Annotated in this window: 19 protein-coding genes; 7 read left to right on the top strand and 12 right to left on the bottom strand. The window is 71.4% G+C overall.

Going from position 1 to position 16,069, the window contains the following annotated elements; all coding sequences use genetic code 11:
• Nucleotides 1-9 precede the first annotated feature (9 nt).
• From ABZT49_RS32675 to ABZT49_RS32665, 3 genes are read right to left on the bottom strand one after another with little or no spacing between them, the layout of a single operon-like run.
• Nucleotides 10-354 carry a helix-turn-helix domain-containing protein gene (locus ABZT49_RS32675; RefSeq protein WP_355292587.1) on the bottom strand — a complete coding sequence of 115 codons (345 nt, stop codon included), beginning with the start codon at nt 352-354 and terminating at the stop codon, nt 10-12.
• The gene (locus ABZT49_RS32670) at nt 327-605 is read right to left on the bottom strand and encodes a BrnT family toxin (RefSeq protein ID WP_355292586.1); all 279 of its coding nucleotides are present in this window, start codon (nt 603-605) and stop codon (nt 327-329) included. Before ABZT49_RS32670 ends, ABZT49_RS32675 begins: the two co-directional genes overlap by 28 nt.
• Before the next feature lie 42 nt (nt 606-647).
• Entirely contained in the window at nt 648-2,066 is a 1,419-nt protein-coding gene (locus ABZT49_RS32665; protein ID WP_355292584.1) for a TAXI family TRAP transporter solute-binding subunit, read from the bottom strand.
• Between the two features lie 81 nt (nt 2,067-2,147).
• On the opposite strand from ABZT49_RS32665, the gene ABZT49_RS32660 reads away from it, so the two are divergent.
• Both ABZT49_RS32660 and ABZT49_RS32655 read left to right on the top strand, forming a co-directional pair.
• Nucleotides 2,148-2,678, top strand: coding sequence for a regulatory protein RecX (locus ABZT49_RS32660; protein ID WP_355292582.1), 531 nt, complete (start codon nt 2,148-2,150; stop codon nt 2,676-2,678).
• 91 nt (nt 2,679-2,769) lie between these two features.
• On the top strand, nt 2,770-3,195 hold the full coding sequence (locus tag ABZT49_RS32655; RefSeq protein WP_355292580.1) for an OsmC family protein: 426 nt from the start codon (nt 2,770-2,772) through the stop codon (nt 3,193-3,195).
• Between the two features lie 249 nt (nt 3,196-3,444).
• Here the strand turns inward: ABZT49_RS32655 and ABZT49_RS32650 are convergent, their stop codons facing one another.
• Nucleotides 3,445-4,449, bottom strand: coding sequence for a 2-hydroxyacid dehydrogenase (locus ABZT49_RS32650; RefSeq protein ID WP_407943623.1), 1,005 nt, complete (start codon nt 4,447-4,449; stop codon nt 3,445-3,447).
• 277 nt (nt 4,450-4,726) lie between these two features.
• Here ABZT49_RS32650 and ABZT49_RS32645 point away from each other — a divergent pair, with 277 nt between their 5' ends.
• Complete coding sequence (locus ABZT49_RS32645) at nt 4,727-5,302, top strand: SH3 domain-containing protein (RefSeq protein ID WP_355292576.1); 576 nt, start codon at nt 4,727-4,729, stop codon at nt 5,300-5,302.
• A gap of 94 nt (nt 5,303-5,396) precedes the next feature.
• Here ABZT49_RS32645 and ABZT49_RS32640 read toward each other — a convergent pair whose 3' ends face one another.
• The 4 genes from ABZT49_RS32640 to ABZT49_RS32625 all read right to left on the bottom strand — a co-directional run bounded on the left by ABZT49_RS32640 (nt 5,397) and on the right by ABZT49_RS32625 (nt 8,493).
• Nucleotides 5,397-5,654, bottom strand: coding sequence for a hypothetical protein (locus tag ABZT49_RS32640; protein WP_093567499.1), 258 nt, complete (start codon nt 5,652-5,654; stop codon nt 5,397-5,399).
• Nucleotides 5,655-5,813: 159 nt separating this feature from the next.
• Nucleotides 5,814-6,608, bottom strand: a complete 795-nt coding sequence (locus ABZT49_RS32635) for a MetQ/NlpA family ABC transporter substrate-binding protein (RefSeq protein ID WP_355292573.1) — start codon at nt 6,606-6,608, stop codon at nt 5,814-5,816.
• A 48-nt stretch (nt 6,609-6,656) separates the two neighbouring features.
• Nucleotides 6,657-7,322 (bottom strand): methionine ABC transporter permease, encoded by a 666-nt coding sequence (locus ABZT49_RS32630; RefSeq protein WP_355292571.1) that lies wholly within the window; start codon nt 7,320-7,322, stop codon nt 6,657-6,659.
• On the bottom strand, nt 7,312-8,493 hold the full coding sequence (locus ABZT49_RS32625) for a methionine ABC transporter ATP-binding protein (protein ID WP_355292569.1): 1,182 nt from the start codon (nt 8,491-8,493) through the stop codon (nt 7,312-7,314). The genes ABZT49_RS32630 and ABZT49_RS32625 overlap by 11 nt, the downstream gene beginning before the upstream one ends.
• A gap of 292 nt (nt 8,494-8,785) precedes the next feature.
• Here ABZT49_RS32625 and ABZT49_RS32620 point away from each other — a divergent pair, with 292 nt between their 5' ends.
• The gene (locus ABZT49_RS32620) at nt 8,786-9,625 is read left to right on the top strand and encodes an aldo/keto reductase (protein WP_355292568.1); all 840 of its coding nucleotides are present in this window, start codon (nt 8,786-8,788) and stop codon (nt 9,623-9,625) included.
• A 6-nt stretch (nt 9,626-9,631) separates the two neighbouring features.
• Here the strand turns inward: ABZT49_RS32620 and ABZT49_RS32615 are convergent, their stop codons facing one another.
• Entirely contained in the window at nt 9,632-10,138 is a 507-nt protein-coding gene (locus ABZT49_RS32615; protein WP_355292566.1) for a MarR family transcriptional regulator, read from the bottom strand.
• 198 nt (nt 10,139-10,336) lie between these two features.
• Between ABZT49_RS32615 and ABZT49_RS32610 the strand changes: the two genes are divergently transcribed.
• Nucleotides 10,337-10,762: an organic hydroperoxide resistance protein gene (locus ABZT49_RS32610; RefSeq protein WP_048450424.1), complete on the top strand. Its 426-nt coding sequence runs from the start codon at nt 10,337-10,339 to the stop codon at nt 10,760-10,762.
• Between the two features lie 103 nt (nt 10,763-10,865).
• Here the strand turns inward: ABZT49_RS32610 and rdgB are convergent, their stop codons facing one another.
• The 3 genes from rdgB to ABZT49_RS32595 form a co-directional block, all read right to left on the bottom strand.
• Nucleotides 10,866-11,498 (bottom strand): RdgB/HAM1 family non-canonical purine NTP pyrophosphatase, encoded by a 633-nt coding sequence (gene rdgB, locus ABZT49_RS32605; RefSeq protein ID WP_355292563.1) that lies wholly within the window; start codon nt 11,496-11,498, stop codon nt 10,866-10,868.
• Entirely contained in the window at nt 11,498-12,211 is a 714-nt protein-coding gene (gene rph / locus ABZT49_RS32600; RefSeq protein WP_355292561.1) for a ribonuclease PH, read from the bottom strand. Before rph ends, rdgB begins: the two co-directional genes overlap by 1 nt.
• Before the next feature lie 161 nt (nt 12,212-12,372).
• Nucleotides 12,373-12,684: a hypothetical protein gene (locus tag ABZT49_RS32595; RefSeq protein WP_355292560.1), complete on the bottom strand. Its 312-nt coding sequence runs from the start codon at nt 12,682-12,684 to the stop codon at nt 12,373-12,375.
• A gap of 217 nt (nt 12,685-12,901) precedes the next feature.
• Between ABZT49_RS32595 and hrcA the strand changes: the two genes are divergently transcribed.
• Together hrcA and ABZT49_RS32585 are read left to right on the top strand one after the other, a co-directional pair.
• Nucleotides 12,902-14,005 (top strand): heat-inducible transcriptional repressor HrcA, encoded by a 1,104-nt coding sequence (gene hrcA, locus ABZT49_RS32590; protein WP_355292558.1) that lies wholly within the window; start codon nt 12,902-12,904, stop codon nt 14,003-14,005.
• 123 nt (nt 14,006-14,128) lie between these two features.
• Entirely contained in the window at nt 14,129-15,979 is a 1,851-nt protein-coding gene (locus tag ABZT49_RS32585; RefSeq protein ID WP_355292556.1) for a DEAD/DEAH box helicase family protein, read from the top strand.
• Nucleotides 15,980-16,069 lie beyond the last annotated feature (90 nt).

Raw genomic sequence — 16,069 nt, 5'->3', positions numbered from 1 at the left:
GGCCAGCCTCTACCGAACGACGCCGAGGGCCCGGAAGGCCGCTTCCGGTTCCGCGGCGACGATCGTCAGCAGCGAGCGGGCCGCCGGATCCGGCTGCTTGCGCCCCTGTTCCCAATTGCGGACCGTGGCGACTGGGACACCGATAGCCTTCGCGAAGGCGATCTGCGTCATCCCGAGGCGTTCGCGAAGGGCGGTCACGGACAGGACCAATCGATAGCCCACCGGTTCGGCATCGGGATCCTCACCGTCCTCGACCATGTGGCGGCGGATGTCCTCCTCCGTGGTCGCGTCGATTTTAGTTCGATTGGCAGTCGGGCGGTTGGCCCTCAATTGGTCGAGAGAGATGCGAGCCATAGCTCGCACTCCTTCCTGTTGGCACGGCGCGCTGAGATGATCCAGCAGACGCGTCCACGCTCCGTGTAAGTGACATTGTAGATGACGCCGTCAATCTCGCCGATCGCGTTGAGTCGGACTTCGCCGCAATCTCGCCGATCGTCGATGCGCGTCACGATGTGACCGAAGAACACCTGGGCGGCATAATCGAAGCCGAAGCCGCGCGCTTCGAAGTTCCAATCCGATTTCGCAGGATGCCAGTCGAACTCCAAACGGTTTCATACGCCTGAGGCGCACAAAAATCCAGAGCGTCCCTACACTCCGCCCCCCATCGAATGCAGCGACAGCACCCGGCCCGCCCGCTCCCGCACCGGGACCCCATCCCGCCGGCAATCCGCCACCGCGGCGCGCGCCGCATCGACCGCCAGGATCAGCGCGCTCATCGTGCGGATGTCGGTGGAGTGCTCGCGGGCGTGGCGCACCACGTCGATGACGAGGCCGTCGATCTCGATCGCCAGGGCCTCGAGGGCGGCCGGGTCCTGCGTCGCCCTCGCCTCGATCAGGATGCCGAGCAGCCGGTCGAGGACGGCGTCGATGCGGGCGCGCTGCTCGCGGGCGAGGCGCTGGCCGATCCAGGCCACCGCCGAGCCGAGGCCGCCGCCGAAGAACGCCACCAGGTAGACCCAGTCCTCGTAGCGCTGCAGGAAGGTCTGCTGCTCGCGCTCGTAATAGTCGACCGCGCCGGGATGGATCGGCAGGCGGGCGCTGGTCGCCTCGGCGGCGCTGTCGAAGTCGGGCGCCTTCATCAGGTTGGCGGTCGGCACCATCGCGGCGAGGCGGGAGCGTAATTCGAACAGGTGCTGGGTCACGCTCGCGGCGGTGTCGCGGCTCAACGAGGCGCGGGCCATCAGCCGGTAGGAGGCGCCGACGGTCTTCACCTCGTCGTCCGGGCGCTTCGGGCGGCCCCCGAAGGTGCCGGCCGCGATGGTCACGGCCTGCAATTCCGGCAGGCGCTGCACGATCGCCTCGCCGTCGGGAATCGCCACGATCGTCGCGCCGTGGCCGGGCGAGGCCGCCTCCACCGCCTGCACCACCCGGGCGGCGGGCTTCGCCGAGGGCGCGGCGATCACCGCGGCGGCGTCGATCCGGTGCTCGGCGAGGGCCGCCGCGACCTCGGAGGCCCGCATCGGCACCAGGGCGACGCTGCCGGCGGCGGCCGGCAGCGTGCCGCCCGGATCGGCCAGGGCCGGGACTGCGCCGGCCGGTGCCGGCGTCAGGGCGTAGTAGGCGAGCAGGCTCGCGACCAGCGGCTGGTCGGCGCCGTGATGGGCGACGAGGCCGAGGCGCTTGCCGGCGAGATCGGAGAAGGCCTGGATGCCGGAATCCGGGGGGGCCGCCACCACCAGGGCCTCGTCGTGCAGGACGGCGAGCGTCAGGCCGTTCTCAGGAAGACGCACGTCGGGCCGCACCACCGCGAGGTCGGCCCGCCCACTCTGCAAAGCCGCGGCGCTGTCGCGCACGTCGTCGTAAGGAACGACTTCGAGGCGTATATCCTCGCGGGCGCGGGCGAGCGCGTCGGCATAGGCCTGGATCAGGTGCGTCTCGACCCGGTCCCGCGGGCCGACCGCGACCCGTAAAGTCGTCGGTCGCGACAGGTAGAGCACCGCGCCGGCCACCGCCCCGAGGGCGACCAGGAGGAAGAAGGATTCACGCTTGTGCAGAAACGCCGGCATCACCCCTCGCATGAGCCGGACGCACCCGCCGGGACGGAGGCGATCCGGGACGGGGCCGATGAACCCGGACGCGATGGCGGATTGAGGGCGGCGCGGCCGATCACGCCGGCCTATCTCGAACGGGCGGCCCTGTACTACCTGGAGCGCTACGGCGCCTCCGCCGAGATGCTGCGCCGGGTGCTGAAGCGCCGGGTCGAGACCCGCTGCCGCCTGCGCGGCGAGGAACCGGACGGCTTTTCGGAGATGGTCGAGGCGGTGGTGGCCCGGGCGCTCGGGGCCGGCCTCGTCGACGACGCCGCCTTCGCGGCCGCCAAGGTGCGCTCCCTGCGCCGCCGCGGCGGCTCGGCCCGGGCGATCGGCGCCAAGCTCGCCGCCAAGGGCGTCGACCGCGACATCGTCGGCGCGGCCCTCGCCGAGGAGGATGCGGGCGGCGAGGACGAGGCCGCCTTCGCTTATGCCAGGCGCCGCCGCCTCGGGCCGTACCGCGCACCGGGCGCCCGGGTCGCCGCGCGCGAGCGCGACCTCGCCGCCATGGCCCGGGCGGGATTCCCGTTCGCCCTCGCCCGCCGGGTGATCGATTCGGAATCGGAGGATGACCTTGCGATGCGCTGACCTACCTGTGGGCGTGAGCGGCTGCCTGAACGGCTCCGCCGATGTCGGGGCCGCCCGCGCGCGGCCTCCTCATGTGTCACGGGAGACGAGCATGAACCGCAAGGCGAACGCCGTTTGGCAGGGTAGCGGCAAGGACGGCAAGGGCCAGCTGACCACCCAGTCGGGTGTGCTGTCGAGCAACCCCTACGGCTTCAACACCCGCTTCGAGAACGAGCCGGGCACCAATCCCGAGGAGCTGATCGCCGCGGCGCATGCGGGCTGCTTCACCATGGCGCTGGCCTTCCAGCTCCAGGGCGCCGGCTTCACCGCCGACGAGCTGCGCACGGAAGCCGTGGTGAGCCTGGAGAAGGAGGGTGACGGCTTCACCATCACCGCCTCGGCCCTGACCTTGACCGCGAAGATCCCGGGGATCGACCAGGCGAAATTCGACGAGCTCGCCGGCATCGCCGAGAAGAACTGCCCGGTCTCGAAGGTGCTGAACGCCAAGATCAGCCTGAAGGCGACGTTGCAGGGCTGATCGATGTGGGGCGCCCTGCCGGCCGCAGGCAGGGCGCCTCCGTCAGTGACCACCCTAGCGGGTCATCCCGGGGCCGCGCAGCGGAGCCCGGGATCCATAACCGCCGACGGTTCAGGATGAAGCGGAAGGCTGAACGCCTATTTCTCGAATCTCAGCGGTTATGGATCCCCGGTTCTCGCCTTCGGCGAGCCCCGGGATGACATCGCGGGTTGTCAGGACTGGGGGCGGACCATGCCCGACCACGGTCCCTCACAGCATGCTGGGCAGGATCCGGTCCGGCGGCCGGTGGCCGTCGAGGAAGGTCTTGATGTTGATGATGACCTTCTCGCCCATGTCGACGCGGCTCTCGTGGGTGGCCGAGCCCATATGGGGCAGGAGCACCACCTTGCCGGCCTTCGCGAGCTTGACGAGACGCGGGCTCACCGCCGGCTCCTGCTCGAACACGTCGAGGCCCGCGCCGGCGATGTCGCCGACCTCGATCAGGCGGGCGAGCGCCGTCTCGTCGATCACCTCGCCGCGGGCGGTGTTGACCACCACGGCCTCGGGCTTCAGCAGCTTCAGGCGCCGGGCCGAGAGCAGGTGGTAGGTCGCCGGCGTGTGCGGGCAGTTGACCGACACGATGTCGACCCGCGCCAGCATCTGGTCGAGGGATTCCCAGTACGTCGCCTCGAGGTCGCTCTCGATGCGGGCGCCGACCCGGCGGCGGTTGTGGTAGTGGATCGAGAGGCCGAAGGCTTTGGCGCGGCGCGCCAGCGCCTGGCCGATGCGGCCCATGCCGACGATGCCGAGCCGCTTGCCGGTGATGCGCCGGCCGAGCATCCAAGTCGGCGACCAGCCGCCGGACCAGGCATCCTCCGGGATGATCCGGGCGCCCTCGGTGACCCGGCGCGCCACCGAGAGGATCAACGCCATCGTCATGTCGGCGGTGTCCTCGGTCAGCACGCCCGGCGTGTTGGTGACCGTGATGCCGCGCTGGAGCGCCACCCCGACGTCGATGTGGTCGACGCCGTTGCCGAAATTGGCGATCAGGCGCAGGTTCGGGCCGGCCTGGGCGAGGAGCGAGGCGTCGATCTCGTCCGTGACCGTCGGCACCAGCACGTCGGCCTCCTGGAGGGCCTGTGCCAGGGCGCCGCCGGTGAGCGGCGTGTCCTCGTGGTTGAGGCGCGCGTCGAACAATTCGCGCATCCGCGTCTCCACGACGTCCGGCAGGCGCCGGGTGACCACCACGAGCGGCTTGCGCTTCAACGACATGATCCCTCCCCTGCCCCGGGCGGGCCTCCCGGCCTGCCCGTGCGGCCCCGACACGCGATATGGGCGCCCACGCCACTCCAGAGTAAGCGACGCGGCGGCCCGGCGAAAAGCCCCGCCTTGGTGCGGACCACAGGCGTCGTTACGCCCCGTTAACCATGGTCCGGCGATAGGGGCGGTTACGCCCCTCGATCCGGCCGGGACTCGATGCCCGGCGGCCTCTCTAGCAGAGGTGATCGGGAAGACAATCCGCGCCGCTTCCCTGAAGGGAGACCGACCGCCGATGCTCCACCCGCGCCTCCTCGCCGCCCTGCTGCTCGCCGTCCTGGCTGCGCCCGCTGCCGCCGCGCCGCCGACCCCCGCCGCCAACCCCGCCCCGGGCGAGATCGGCGTCACCATCGGCCCGACGACGAAGCTGCCGCTGCCGCGCTACGTCAGCCTGAAGACCGACCGGGTGAACCTGCGCGAGGGCCCGTCCAAGGACCACCGCACCCTATGGGTGTTCCAGCGCGCCGGCCTGCCGGTGGAGATCATCGCCGAGTACGAGACATGGCGCCGCATCCGCGACTCGGAGGGTACCGAGGGCTGGGTGCTGCACTCGCTGCTCTCCGGCCGCCGCACCGCGGTGGTGCTGAACCGCGGCACCGACAAGGGCGCCCCGGTTCCCCTCTACGACCGGGCCGATGCGACGAGCGGCGTGGTGGCCCAGCTCCAGGCTGGGGTGATCGGCAGCGTCAAGACCTGCGACAAGACCTGGTGCCGCCTCGTCGTGGCGCTACCGCAGAAACGCGGCGACGTCGACGGCTACATGCGCCAGGACCGGCTCTGGGGCGTCTATCCGGACGAGAAGGTGGAGTGACGCGCGGGGCGACACGCACGCGAAAGCGCGCCCGCCGGGCGGCATGAACCGCCAAACGAGCGCGCCGGACGAGCCTGTGACCGTGCGGCGAGGCTCAGCGGGCGTGGTGGTGACGGTGCATGCGGCGGTGCTTCATCATGCGCTTCTTGCGCATGGTCGGCTGCATGGTGGCGCGGGGAGCGGCACCCATGGCAGGCGCGCCGCCGGGGGCACCCATCTCGCGCTGCGTGCCGCCGAGCGGGCCGCCAGCCTGCGAGCCCGAGTTGTTGTAGGGCGAGTTGCCCTGGGCGAAGGCCGGAACGGCGGCGACGGTGAGAACGGCGGCGACCAGGGCGGACGTGATGATCTTCATCGGGCACCTCGAAAGGTAAGGCCAGCCCGTCAGTCGGGCCGTGCAGAGAAGACGCGCACGGCCTCGTTTGGTTTCACGGCCCCGCTTCATTGCGTCTCATCCCTGTGGATAAGACGCGGCGCGGGGCCCGTGTTGCTCCTGCTGCCCGGAGGGCGGACTTCACCAGCTGGTGAGCACCGCGCCCCCGAACTTGGCGTCGATGAAGGCCTTCACCTCCGGCGAGCGGTAGGACTCGACCAGCGTCGCGACCCAGGGCTTGTCCTTGTCGGCGCTGCGCACCGCGATCACGTTGACGTAGGGGCCCTTCGGCTCCTCCTTGAGGATCGCGTCGCCGGGCTTCAGGCCGGCCGCGGTGGCGTAGTTGGTGTTGACCGCCGCGGCGTCGACGTCGTCGAGCGAGCGCGGGGTCTGGGCTGCGTCGACCTCGATGATGCGCAGGCGCTTCGGGTTCTCGGTGATGTCGGCGACGCTCGGCTTGAAGCCGACATTCGCCTTCAGCTTCAGCAAGTTCTTGTCCTGCAGCAGCAGCAGGGCGCGACCGCCATTGGTGGGATCGTTCGGGATCGCCACCGTGCCGCCCGCCGGCACCGCGTCGAAGCTCTTGTGGCGCTTCGAGTAGACGCCCATCGGGAAGTTCACCGTCTGGGCCACGCTCTCGATCTTGTAGCCGCGGTCGGCCTTCTGGTTGTCGAGATAGGGCTGGTGCTGGAACGAGTTGGCCTCAAGCTCGCCCGACGACAGGGCTTCGTTCGGCACGACGTAGTCGGAGAACTCGACCACCTGGAGGTCGAGGCCCTTCTTGGCGGCGATGGGCTTCACCGCCTCGAGGATCTGGGCGTGCGGGCCCGGCGTGACGCCGACGCGCACGCGCTGGCCTTGTGCGGGGGTTCCTTGCGCGAGCGCCGGCAAGCTTGCGGTGGCGAGGAGGACCGCCAGGGTGAGGGTACGCAGCATCGTCTTACGCTCCGAGGGAGATGGGCGAGGGAAACTGGAAGAGAGGGGTCAGCCGTGGCGCAGGCGCTTGTTCATGCGCCGCGCCAGCCGGTCGCCGAGGGTTTGGACTAGCTGCACCAGGACGATCAGCACCACCACGACGGCGAGCATCATCTCGGGCATGAAGCGCTGGTAGCCGTAGCGGATGCCGAGGTCGCCGAGGCCCCCGCCGCCGACCGCACCGACCATCGCCGAGAAGCCGATCAGCGACACCACCGCCAGGGTGAGGCCGAGCACGATGCCGGGCAGGGCCTCGGGGATCAGCACCTTGAGGACGATCTGCAGCGGGCTCGCGCCGAAGGCCCTTGCCGCCTCGACGAGGCCGCCATCGACCTCCCGCACCGCGCCCTCGACGAGCCGGGCGATGAAGGGAATCGCCGCGACCGTCAGCGGCACGGTGGCGGCGTTGGTGCCGATCGAGGTACCGGCCAGCAGCCGGGTGAACGGGATGATCGCCACCACCAGGATGATGAACGGCGTCGAGCGGGTGGCGTTGACGACGAGGCCGAGCACCCGGTTGAGCCAGGGGGCGGCCAAAAGCTCGCCGCGGCCGCTGGTGGCGAGGAACACGCCGAGCGGCAGGCCGACCAGCGTGCCGAGGGAGGCCGCCACTGCCACCATCTGCAGCGTGTCGAGGGTGGCCTGGACGAGGAGGCGGAGGAGTTCAGGCGACATGGCAAGGATCCGTCAAGCCGGGGGCGGCGGTCCGCTGCCAGCCGGCGAGGTCGAGGGTGCCGAGCATCTCCACGTCGAGGCCGCGCGCCGCGAGGAAGGTTTGGGCCCGCTCCACAGTGCCGGCATCGGCAGCAATGCCGACCACCAGGGTGCCGAAGGGCCGGCCGGCGATCTCGTCGACGGTGCCCGAGAGGATGCCCGCCGGGATGCCGAGCTCGCTCGTGAGCTGGGCCAGCACCGGATCGGTGGCGTGCGGTCCCCTGAAGGTGATGCGCAGCACCGCCTGCTTCCCCTCTCCCTTGCCCTCCCCAGCCGGCAGGCCGGGGGTGAGGCGCGCGGCGAGCGCCGGAGGCAGGGTCCGGCCGGTCTCCTCGTCGAGGAAGGTGCGGGTGATCGCGGCCTTCGGCCGGGTGAAGACTTCGAACACGTCGCCCTTCTCGGCAATACGGCCACCGTCGAGCACCGCGACCTCGTGGGCGATCGCCCGGATCACCGCCATCTCGTGGGTGATGAGCAGGATCGTCAGGCCGAGCTCCCGGTTGATCCGGCCGAGCAGGTCCAGGATCGAGCGGGTGGTCTCCGGGTCGAGGGCCGAGGTCGCCTCGTCGGAGAGCAGCACCTTGGGGTTGGTGGCGAGCGCCCGCGCGATGCCGACGCGCTGCTTCTGCCCGCCCGACAATTCGGCCGGGTAGCGGTCGGCCTGCGGCCCGAGCCCGACGAGGTCGAGGAGCTCGGCCACCCGCTTGCGGATGGCGGACCGGTCGTAGCCCGCCACTTCGAGGGGCAGCGCGACGTTGCCGGCGGCGGTGCGGGCCGAGAGCAGGTTGAAGTGCTGGAAGATCATGCCGATGCCGCGGCGCTCGGCCCGCAGGGCCGATTCCGACAGGGCCGAGATCTCGGCGCGGTCGACGATCACCCGGCCGCGGCTCGGCCGCTCCAGCCCGTTCACCAGGCGGATCAGGGTCGACTTGCCGGCGCCCGAGCGGCCGATCACGCCGAGCACCCGGCCGCGGGACACCGAGAGGTCGATGTCCTCCAGGGCCGTCACGGCGCCGGCGCCGCGGCGCGCCGTGTAGGTCTTGGCGACGCTCTCCAATCGGACGAGCGCGTCGGAATCGTCGAGCCGGCCGCTCAGGTCCGCCGGCACCGGCACGCGGACGGGGGCCGTCACGGCGCGCGGGTCCGGGCGGGCGGGGAGACGGGAGCGGTCATCGGGGTCCTTCAGCGGAGTGTCTCAAAGCCGGGTGGTGGGCCGGCACAGAACCCGGAAGCGGACTTTCTGTCAACCGGAATGTTCTTTTTGCAGAACGCGTCTGGGGAGAAGGGCGTTTTTCCTCCCCTCCCCGGCCCGTCTAACCCTCCCGCCCCGCGACGATCCGCAGAAAACCGTGCATTCTCCGGGATCTGCCCTTGCCCTCCGGGCGCCGCACGGCCCAGGACGGCACAGATCGCAGGAGCGCGCGATGCGACGGCAACCCTTCGGACGTCACCAGCCCGCGGTGCCGGTGATCGGGCAGGGAACCTGGTACCTCGACGAGGGCGAGCCCACCGTGGCGGCCGCCGCCCTGCGGCGGGGCCTCGATGTCGGCATGAGCCACGTCGACACCGCCGAGATGTACGGCGAGGCCGAGCCCCTGATCGCCGAGGCGATCGGCGACCGGCGCGACGAGGTTTTTCTGGTCTCCAAAGTCCTGCCCGGCAACGCCTCGCGCCGGGGCACGATCGAGGCCTGCGAGCGCTCGCTCCGGCGCCTGCGCACCGACCGGCTCGATTGCTACCTGCTGCACTGGCGCGGGCCGCATCCCCTGGCAGAGACCTTCGCGGCCTTCGAGGACCTGGTGCGGGCGGGCAAGATCCTGTCCTGGGGGGTGAGCAACTTCGACGCCGACGACCTCGACGAGGCCTTGTCCGTGGCGGGTCCCGACCGCATTGCCTGCAACCAGGTGCTCTACCACCTGGAGGAGCGGGCGATCGAGCATTCGGTCCTGCCCTGGTGCCGGCAGAACGGCGTCGCGGTGGTGGCCTACAGCCCCTTCGGCCACGACAGCTTCCCGGGACCGGCGACCCCGGGCGGCCGGGTGCTGGCCGAGATCGCTGAGAGCCACGACGCCACGCCGCGGCAGGTCGCGCTCGCGGCGCTCACCCGCGGGGACGGCGTGCTGGCGATCCCGAAGGCATCGAGCCCGGCCCACGCGGCCGAGAATGCCGGCGGCGGCAGCCTCACCTTGAGCGAGGCCGAACTCGCCCGGATCGACGCCGCGTTTCCGCTCGGGCGGGAGCCGCGGCACCTGCCGATGCTCTGAGGTTCGTCACGCCACCCCGCGATCCGGTGCCGCGCAGGCGTGCAGGCTGTCGCGCAGGGCCACGATCTCGTCGCGCAGGGCCACCAGCCGCTCCGCCGGCCGGCCCGCGGCGCAGACGATCTCGTGCGGGAACGGCGTCGCCTTCTCGCGCAAGGACGCGCCGGCCTCGGTCAGATTGATGCGCATCAGCCGCTCGTCCTGGACGTCGCGGGCCCGGCTCACCAGGCCCGCCGCCTCCAGCCGCTTGAGCAGCGGCGTCAGGGTGCCGGAATCAAGGTAGAGGCGCTGGCCGAGGGTCTTCATCGTCTGCCCGTCCTGCTCCCAGAGCAGGAGGAGCACCAGGTATTGCGGGTAGGTCAGGCCGATCCGGTCGAGAAGGGGCTTGTAGATCCGGTTGAACGCGTGGGCCGCCGAATAGACCGCGAAGCAGATCTGGCTGGAGAGCAGCAGGTCGTCGTCGGCCCGGCCGGACGGCTGGTCGGGCGTGGGGCCGCGCGCGTCGATCTCGGACATGTCCCGCTCCTCAAGGGGGCTCCGTCGCGCGGGGCCTAACCGTGACGCTCAGGAACAATCTGCGCCCGAGGCCGCTTCGATCATAGCCATGATGGCGGACAAAAACAAATTGCGCACAATCGAAATGTGATCTATGAGGATGCCGCGGGTGGCCGGGATCGGCTTCGATAGGGCCGCCGCGACTTGAGGAGAGCCCCGATGTCCGTCGACGTGAAGTACACCACCCAGGCCACGGCGAATGGCGGCCGCGACGGTCGCGCCCAGACCCAGGACGGTAGCCTCGACGTCAAGCTGTCGACCCCCAAGGAGCTCGGCGGGGCCGGCGGCGCCGGCAACAACCCCGAGCAGCTCTTCGCGGCCGGCTACGCCGCCTGCTTCCTCGGCGCGATGAAGTTCGTCGGCGGCCAGGAGAAGATCGCCGTCCCGGCCGACACCACCGTCACCGCCAAGGTCGGCATCGGCCCGCGCTCCGAGGGTGGCTTCGGCATCACCGCCGACCTGACCATCTCGCTGCCGGGCCTCGACAAGGCGACCGCCGAGAAGTTGGTCGAGAAGGCCCACCAGGTGTGCCCGTACTCGAACGCCACCCGCGGCAATGTCGACGTGGGTCTCACTGTCGCATAACCCACCGTCACCCGGGACGGGGCGGCTCTCGCCGGCCCCGCTCCCGCCGCGATGAAGGCGCCCCTCCGCGAGAGCGGGCGCCACATCTCGTCCAATGTGCCGTTCAATCCGGGCGGCGCAGGCAGGCGGCGGCGAGCGCCAGGAAGGCCCGGGCCCGGTGCGAGAGCGCCTCGCCCGTCGTCCAGTCGATGCCGTGCTTCTCGTCCGAGCTCAGCTCGCCGAAGGTGAGCGGGCTCTCGTCCGGCTTGAACATCGGGTCGTAGCCAAAACCCTTGTCGCCGCGGGGCGGCCAGACCAACTCGCCGAAGACCCGGCCCTCGAACAGCTCCTCGTACCCGTCCGGCCAGGTCAGGACCAGGGCGGAGACGAAGTGCGACCGGCGGTTCGTCGCAGCCCGGGTGGACAGTTCCCGCTCGATGCGCGCCATCGCGCCGGAAAAATCCTTCGAGCCGCCGGCCCAACGGGCCGAGAACAGGCCGGGCGCCCCGTCGAGGGCATCGACGCAGAGCCCCGAATCGTCGGCGAAGGCGGGCAGGCCCGTGGCCTGCGTCGCCGCCCGCGCCTTGATGGCGGCGTTCTCGGCGAACATCGTGCCGGTCTCGTCCGGCTCGGGCAGGTTCAGTTCGCCGGCCGAGACCGCCTCGACGCCGAAGGGCGCCAGCAATTCGCGCATCTCGCGCAGCTTGCCGGCATTGTGGGTCGCGATCACGACCCGCCCGGTGAGGAGGCGGCCCATCAGGCGATCGCCTGCTTCTGGAGCGCCACCAGCTCGGCCACACCCGCCTTGGCGAGGCGCAGGAGACCCAAAAATTCCTCCTCCGAGAACGGCTTCACTTCCGCCGTGCCCTGCACCTCGACGATGCCGCCGCTGCCGGTGATGACGAAGTTGGCATCGGTCTCGGCGCCGGAATCCTCGGCGTAGTCGAGGTCGAGCACGGGCGTGCCCTTATGGATGCCGCAAGAGATTGCCGCGACGTGGTCGCGCATCGGGTCGACCGAGATGATCGAGCGGCCGCGCATCCAGGTGAAGCACTCGTGCAAGGCGACCCAGGCGCCGGTGATCGCCGCCGTGCGGGTGCCGCCATCGGCCTGGAGCACGTCGCAATCGACCACGATCTGGCGCTCGCCCACCGCCGGCAGGTTGACGACGGCGCGTAAGGACCGGCCGATCAGGCGCTGGATCTCCTGGGTGCGGCCCGACGGCTTGCCGGCATTGACCTCGCGCCGGTTGCGGTCGTGGGTCGCCCGCGGCAGCATGCTGTACTCGGCGGTGACCCAGCCCTTGCCGGAGCCGCGCAGCCAGGACGGCCCGCGCTCCTCGAGCGAGGCGGTGCACAGCACCTTGGTCTCGCCGAAGGTGACGAGGCACGAGCCCTCGGCGTAGCGCGAGACGCCCCGCTCCAGCGTGACCTTGCGCAGCTCGTCGGGGGCGCGCTTCGAGGGGCGCATGGGCAACTCCTGTCCAGGGCGCCGCGCGCTGACGGCGCGGCGCTTCGATCCCCTGAGGGCCGCGCGCTCTTAGGCGCTGGCGCCGGGGGCGGCAAGGGGAGCTCCGAGGGGTGCCCCATGCAGAAGGGCCCGGGCGCCAGCGCCCGGGCCTCGCCCGTCCGTCAGTAGTAGCCGTAACCCCGGTGATGGTGCCGGCCGTGATGGTGGCCCCAGTGCCGGTGGTGGTGATGGTGGCCCCAATGCCCGTGGTGGCGCCGGTGATGGCCCCAGCCGCCGTGGTGGTGATGGCCATGGCCCCCGCCGTGATGGTGGCCCCACTGCACCTGCACCACCTCGGCCGCCGGCGCCGTCACGGCGCTTGGCGCGAAGGGCGCCGCCTGGGCGCTGCCTGCCGTGAAGAGACCGCCGGCCACCAGAGCGGCCGCCGCCAGAAGCCGTGTGCCGGCCACCATCGGGTTTCGCATCGTCAGCATCCTCGCCTCCGGATCGTCTCGCCGCATCCCATCTGCGGCCATGGAGAAGAGACTGGCGCCGGGGCGCTGAACGCGGTCTGAGACGCGACGTCGGCTTCCGTTCAGGTGACGACATCCATTGCGGACGTGAAATCGGACCGCCGCGCGGCGTCGCGTCCGCTTGCACGAAGCGCGGGCTCGCATCACAGTAAGGGGTCGTATGGCTCCCGTAGGGTTGATGAACACGCGCGACCTTCCACCCCTGTCCGGCGGCTCCGGACAGGCCCGTGCCATTGCCGAGCTCAACGAGCGCTCGCGGGAAATCTTTCGCCAGATCGTCGAGAGCTACCTCGCCACGGGGGAGCCGGTGGGGTCGCGCAACCTCGCCCGCATCCTGCCGATGGCGCTCTCGCCGGCCTCGATCCGCAACGTGATGTCGGACCTCGAGCAGGCCGGGCTGATCTATGCCCCCCATACCAGCGCCGGCCGGCTCCCCACCGAGCACGGCCTGCGCTTCTTCGTCGACGCGCTGCTCGAACTCGGCGATGTCGGCCAGGAGGAGAAGGGCCGGATCGAGGCGCAGATGCGCGCCGCCGCTTCGCGCCACACCTTCGAGAGCGCGCTCACCGAGGCCTCGGTGCTGCTCTCGGGCATCTCGCGGGGCGCCGGCGTCGTCGTCACCGCCAAGCAGAACCCGCGCCTGCGCCACATCGAGTTCGTGCGGCTCGATCCCGGCCGCGCCCTGGTGGTCCTGGTCTCTGACGACGGCTCGGTCGAGAACCGCCTGCTCGACCTGCCGCAGGGCCTGCCGGCCGGCGCGCTGCAGGAAGCCTCGAACTTCCTCAACGCCCGCATCCGCGGCCGCACCCTCGGCGAGGTGCGCGGCGAGATCGAGGCCGCGCGGGAGGCGATGAAGCAGGAGCTCGACGAGATCACCGGGCGCCTGGTCGATGCGGGCCTCGCCCGCTCGGTCGGCCCGAGCGAGGAGCGCCAGCTGATCGTGCGCGGCCAGGCCAACCTCCTCGACGACCTGCGGGCGGCGGAAGACCTGGAGCGCATCCGCCTGCTCTTCAACGACCTGGAGAGCCAGAAGGACGTGATCGACCTCCTCTCCCGCGCCGAGGGCGGCGAGGGCGTGCGGATCTTCATCGGCTCGGAGAACAAGCTGTTCTCGCTCTCCGGCTCGTCGATGATCGCGGCGCCCTTCCGCGACGGCAGCCAGACCATCGTCGGCGTCGTCGGCGTCATCGGGCCGACCCGGCTCAACTACGCCCGCATCGTCCCGATGGTCGATTTCACCGCCCGGGTGGTGTCGCGGCTGCTGGAGCGCGGCCGCGGCTGAGAGGTCAAGGCCGGTACAAGCGTTTTGTGATGTGGGGAACGCGGAAAAGCTGCTTGTCCCCCGGATTCACAAGGGAGGCGGGCTCCGGCATGGTCCGGGGATGGTTCGCGATTCCCTCCACCCGTGAGCGCCCCGTCCCGCCCCCTGCGCAGCCACCAGCGCAGCCTGTCCGAACTCGTGGGCGCGCTCGCCCGCGGCGAGGCCACGGGCATCACCGACATCCTGGCGGCGGTGACGCCGGGCGGCGGCAAGTCGCTGCTGCCGGTCATCGCGGCGTCGAAACTGATCGCGGCGGGCCTCGTCGACCGGGTGGTCTGGATCGTGCCGCGGGATTCCCTGCGGCTCCAGGCCGAGGAGGCCTTCGCCGATCCGGCCTGGCGGGCAGCCCTCGGCCACGCCCTCTCGGTGCGGGCGGCCGACAACTCGCCCGATCCGAGCCGGGGGCTCGCCGGCTACGTCACCACCTACCAGGCGGTGGCGGCCTCCCCCGCCCTGCACCTTTCCGAGATGCGGCGCCACCGCACCCTTCTCGTCGTCGACGAGGTCCACCACCTGCCGGCCATCGCCGACGGCGAGGCGGGGAGCGAGGCCGCGGCCTGGAGCAGCGCCCTGCTGCCGCTGTTCCGCGAGGCGAGCGTGCGCCTCCTCCTCTCCGGCACCCTGGAGCGGGCGGACGGTCGGCGCATCCTCTGGCTGCCCTACCGGACGGAGGGCGGCGCGCCGGTACCGGACATCGAGGCCCCGGGCTGGGCGGTGATCGGCTATTCCCGCGCCGAGGCGCTGGCCGAGAAGGCGGTGCTGCCGGTCAATTTCGGTGCGCTGGACGGCGAGGCGAGCTGGCTCGAGGGCGGACGCACCAGCGGCCAGGCCCGGGTCGGCCCGCACCGGCTCTCGGGGTCGGGCCCGAGCGCGACGACACGGCCGGCCCTGTTCACCGCGCTCCGCACGGGCTTTGCCCGCGACCTGCTGCGCGAGGCCTTCTTCGCCACCCGCCGCGTGCGGGCCGAGCGCCGGCGCAAGCGCGGCCTTAGCCCCACCGAGGCGGTCCGGGGCCTCGGCAAGCTCCTCGTCGTCGCCCCCGATCAGGCGAGCGCGCAGAGCTACCACGCCATGATCCAGGCCTGGATGCCGGAGGAGCAGGCGCGCCGCGACGTGCGTATCGCCACCTCGGCGGAAGCCGACGCCCACGCGGCGCTCGCCGCCTTCCGGCTGACCCCCGAGCCCGCCGTGCTGGTGACGGTGGCAATGGCCTATGAGGGGCTGGACGCCCCGGAGGTCGCGGTGGTGGCGGCCCTCACCCATATCCGCTCGCGGCCCTGGCTGGAGCAGATGATCGCTCGGGCGACCCGGGTCGATCCCCATGCGGGCGACTACGCCGACCAGCACGCCCTGGTCTTCCACCCCGACGATCCGCTCTTCGCGCAGTTCCGCGCCCGCATCGAGACCGAGCAGGCGACGGCGACCCGGCCGCGCAAGCGCCCGACGGGGGCCGCCTCGCCCGAGCCGCGGCCGCTGGCGCGCGAGACCGACGAGGGCATCGTGCCGCTGGAGAGCAACGCGCTCGGACTGCGCTACGCGATGCTGCGGCCCGGCCCCTCCGTGGCGATGGCAAGGCCCGAGGCCCAGCGGGAGGCCGGGCAACCCGGCACCGACGCGGGCCCGGTCCCGCCCTCGCGGGTCGAGCGGGCGCTGCGCGCCCGGGTTGCCGCCATGGTGACGGCGCAGGCGGTGGAGGACGAGGCCGAGCTGCGGCTGCCCCGCGGCGCGTCCCTGGCCCACCGCTACAACGCGGTGCTCAAGCGCCTCTTCAACAACAAGAGCCGCGCCGCGATGACGGCGGAGGAGCTGGAGGCGGCCCTCGCCTGGCTGGAGCGCAACCGGCTCCAGGACCACCTGCACCTGCTCGACGGCGATTCGCGTTACGAATGGAGCGTGAGGCGGCGCTGGGCGGGGGTGGAGAGGCGGCCGGGCTGAGCCTGCTCGGATTGTCGAACGAGTTCGAACCCTCGACGTCATCCCGGGGCCGCGCAGCGGAACCTGGGATGACGTCGAGAGGTATTACCG

The organism is Methylobacterium sp. EM32 (assembly GCF_040593685.1).
GTDB lineage: Bacteria > Pseudomonadota > Alphaproteobacteria > Rhizobiales > Beijerinckiaceae > Methylobacterium.
Note: the sequence above shows the minus strand (reverse complement) of the source record. Positions and strands in the feature narration are given on the sequence as shown.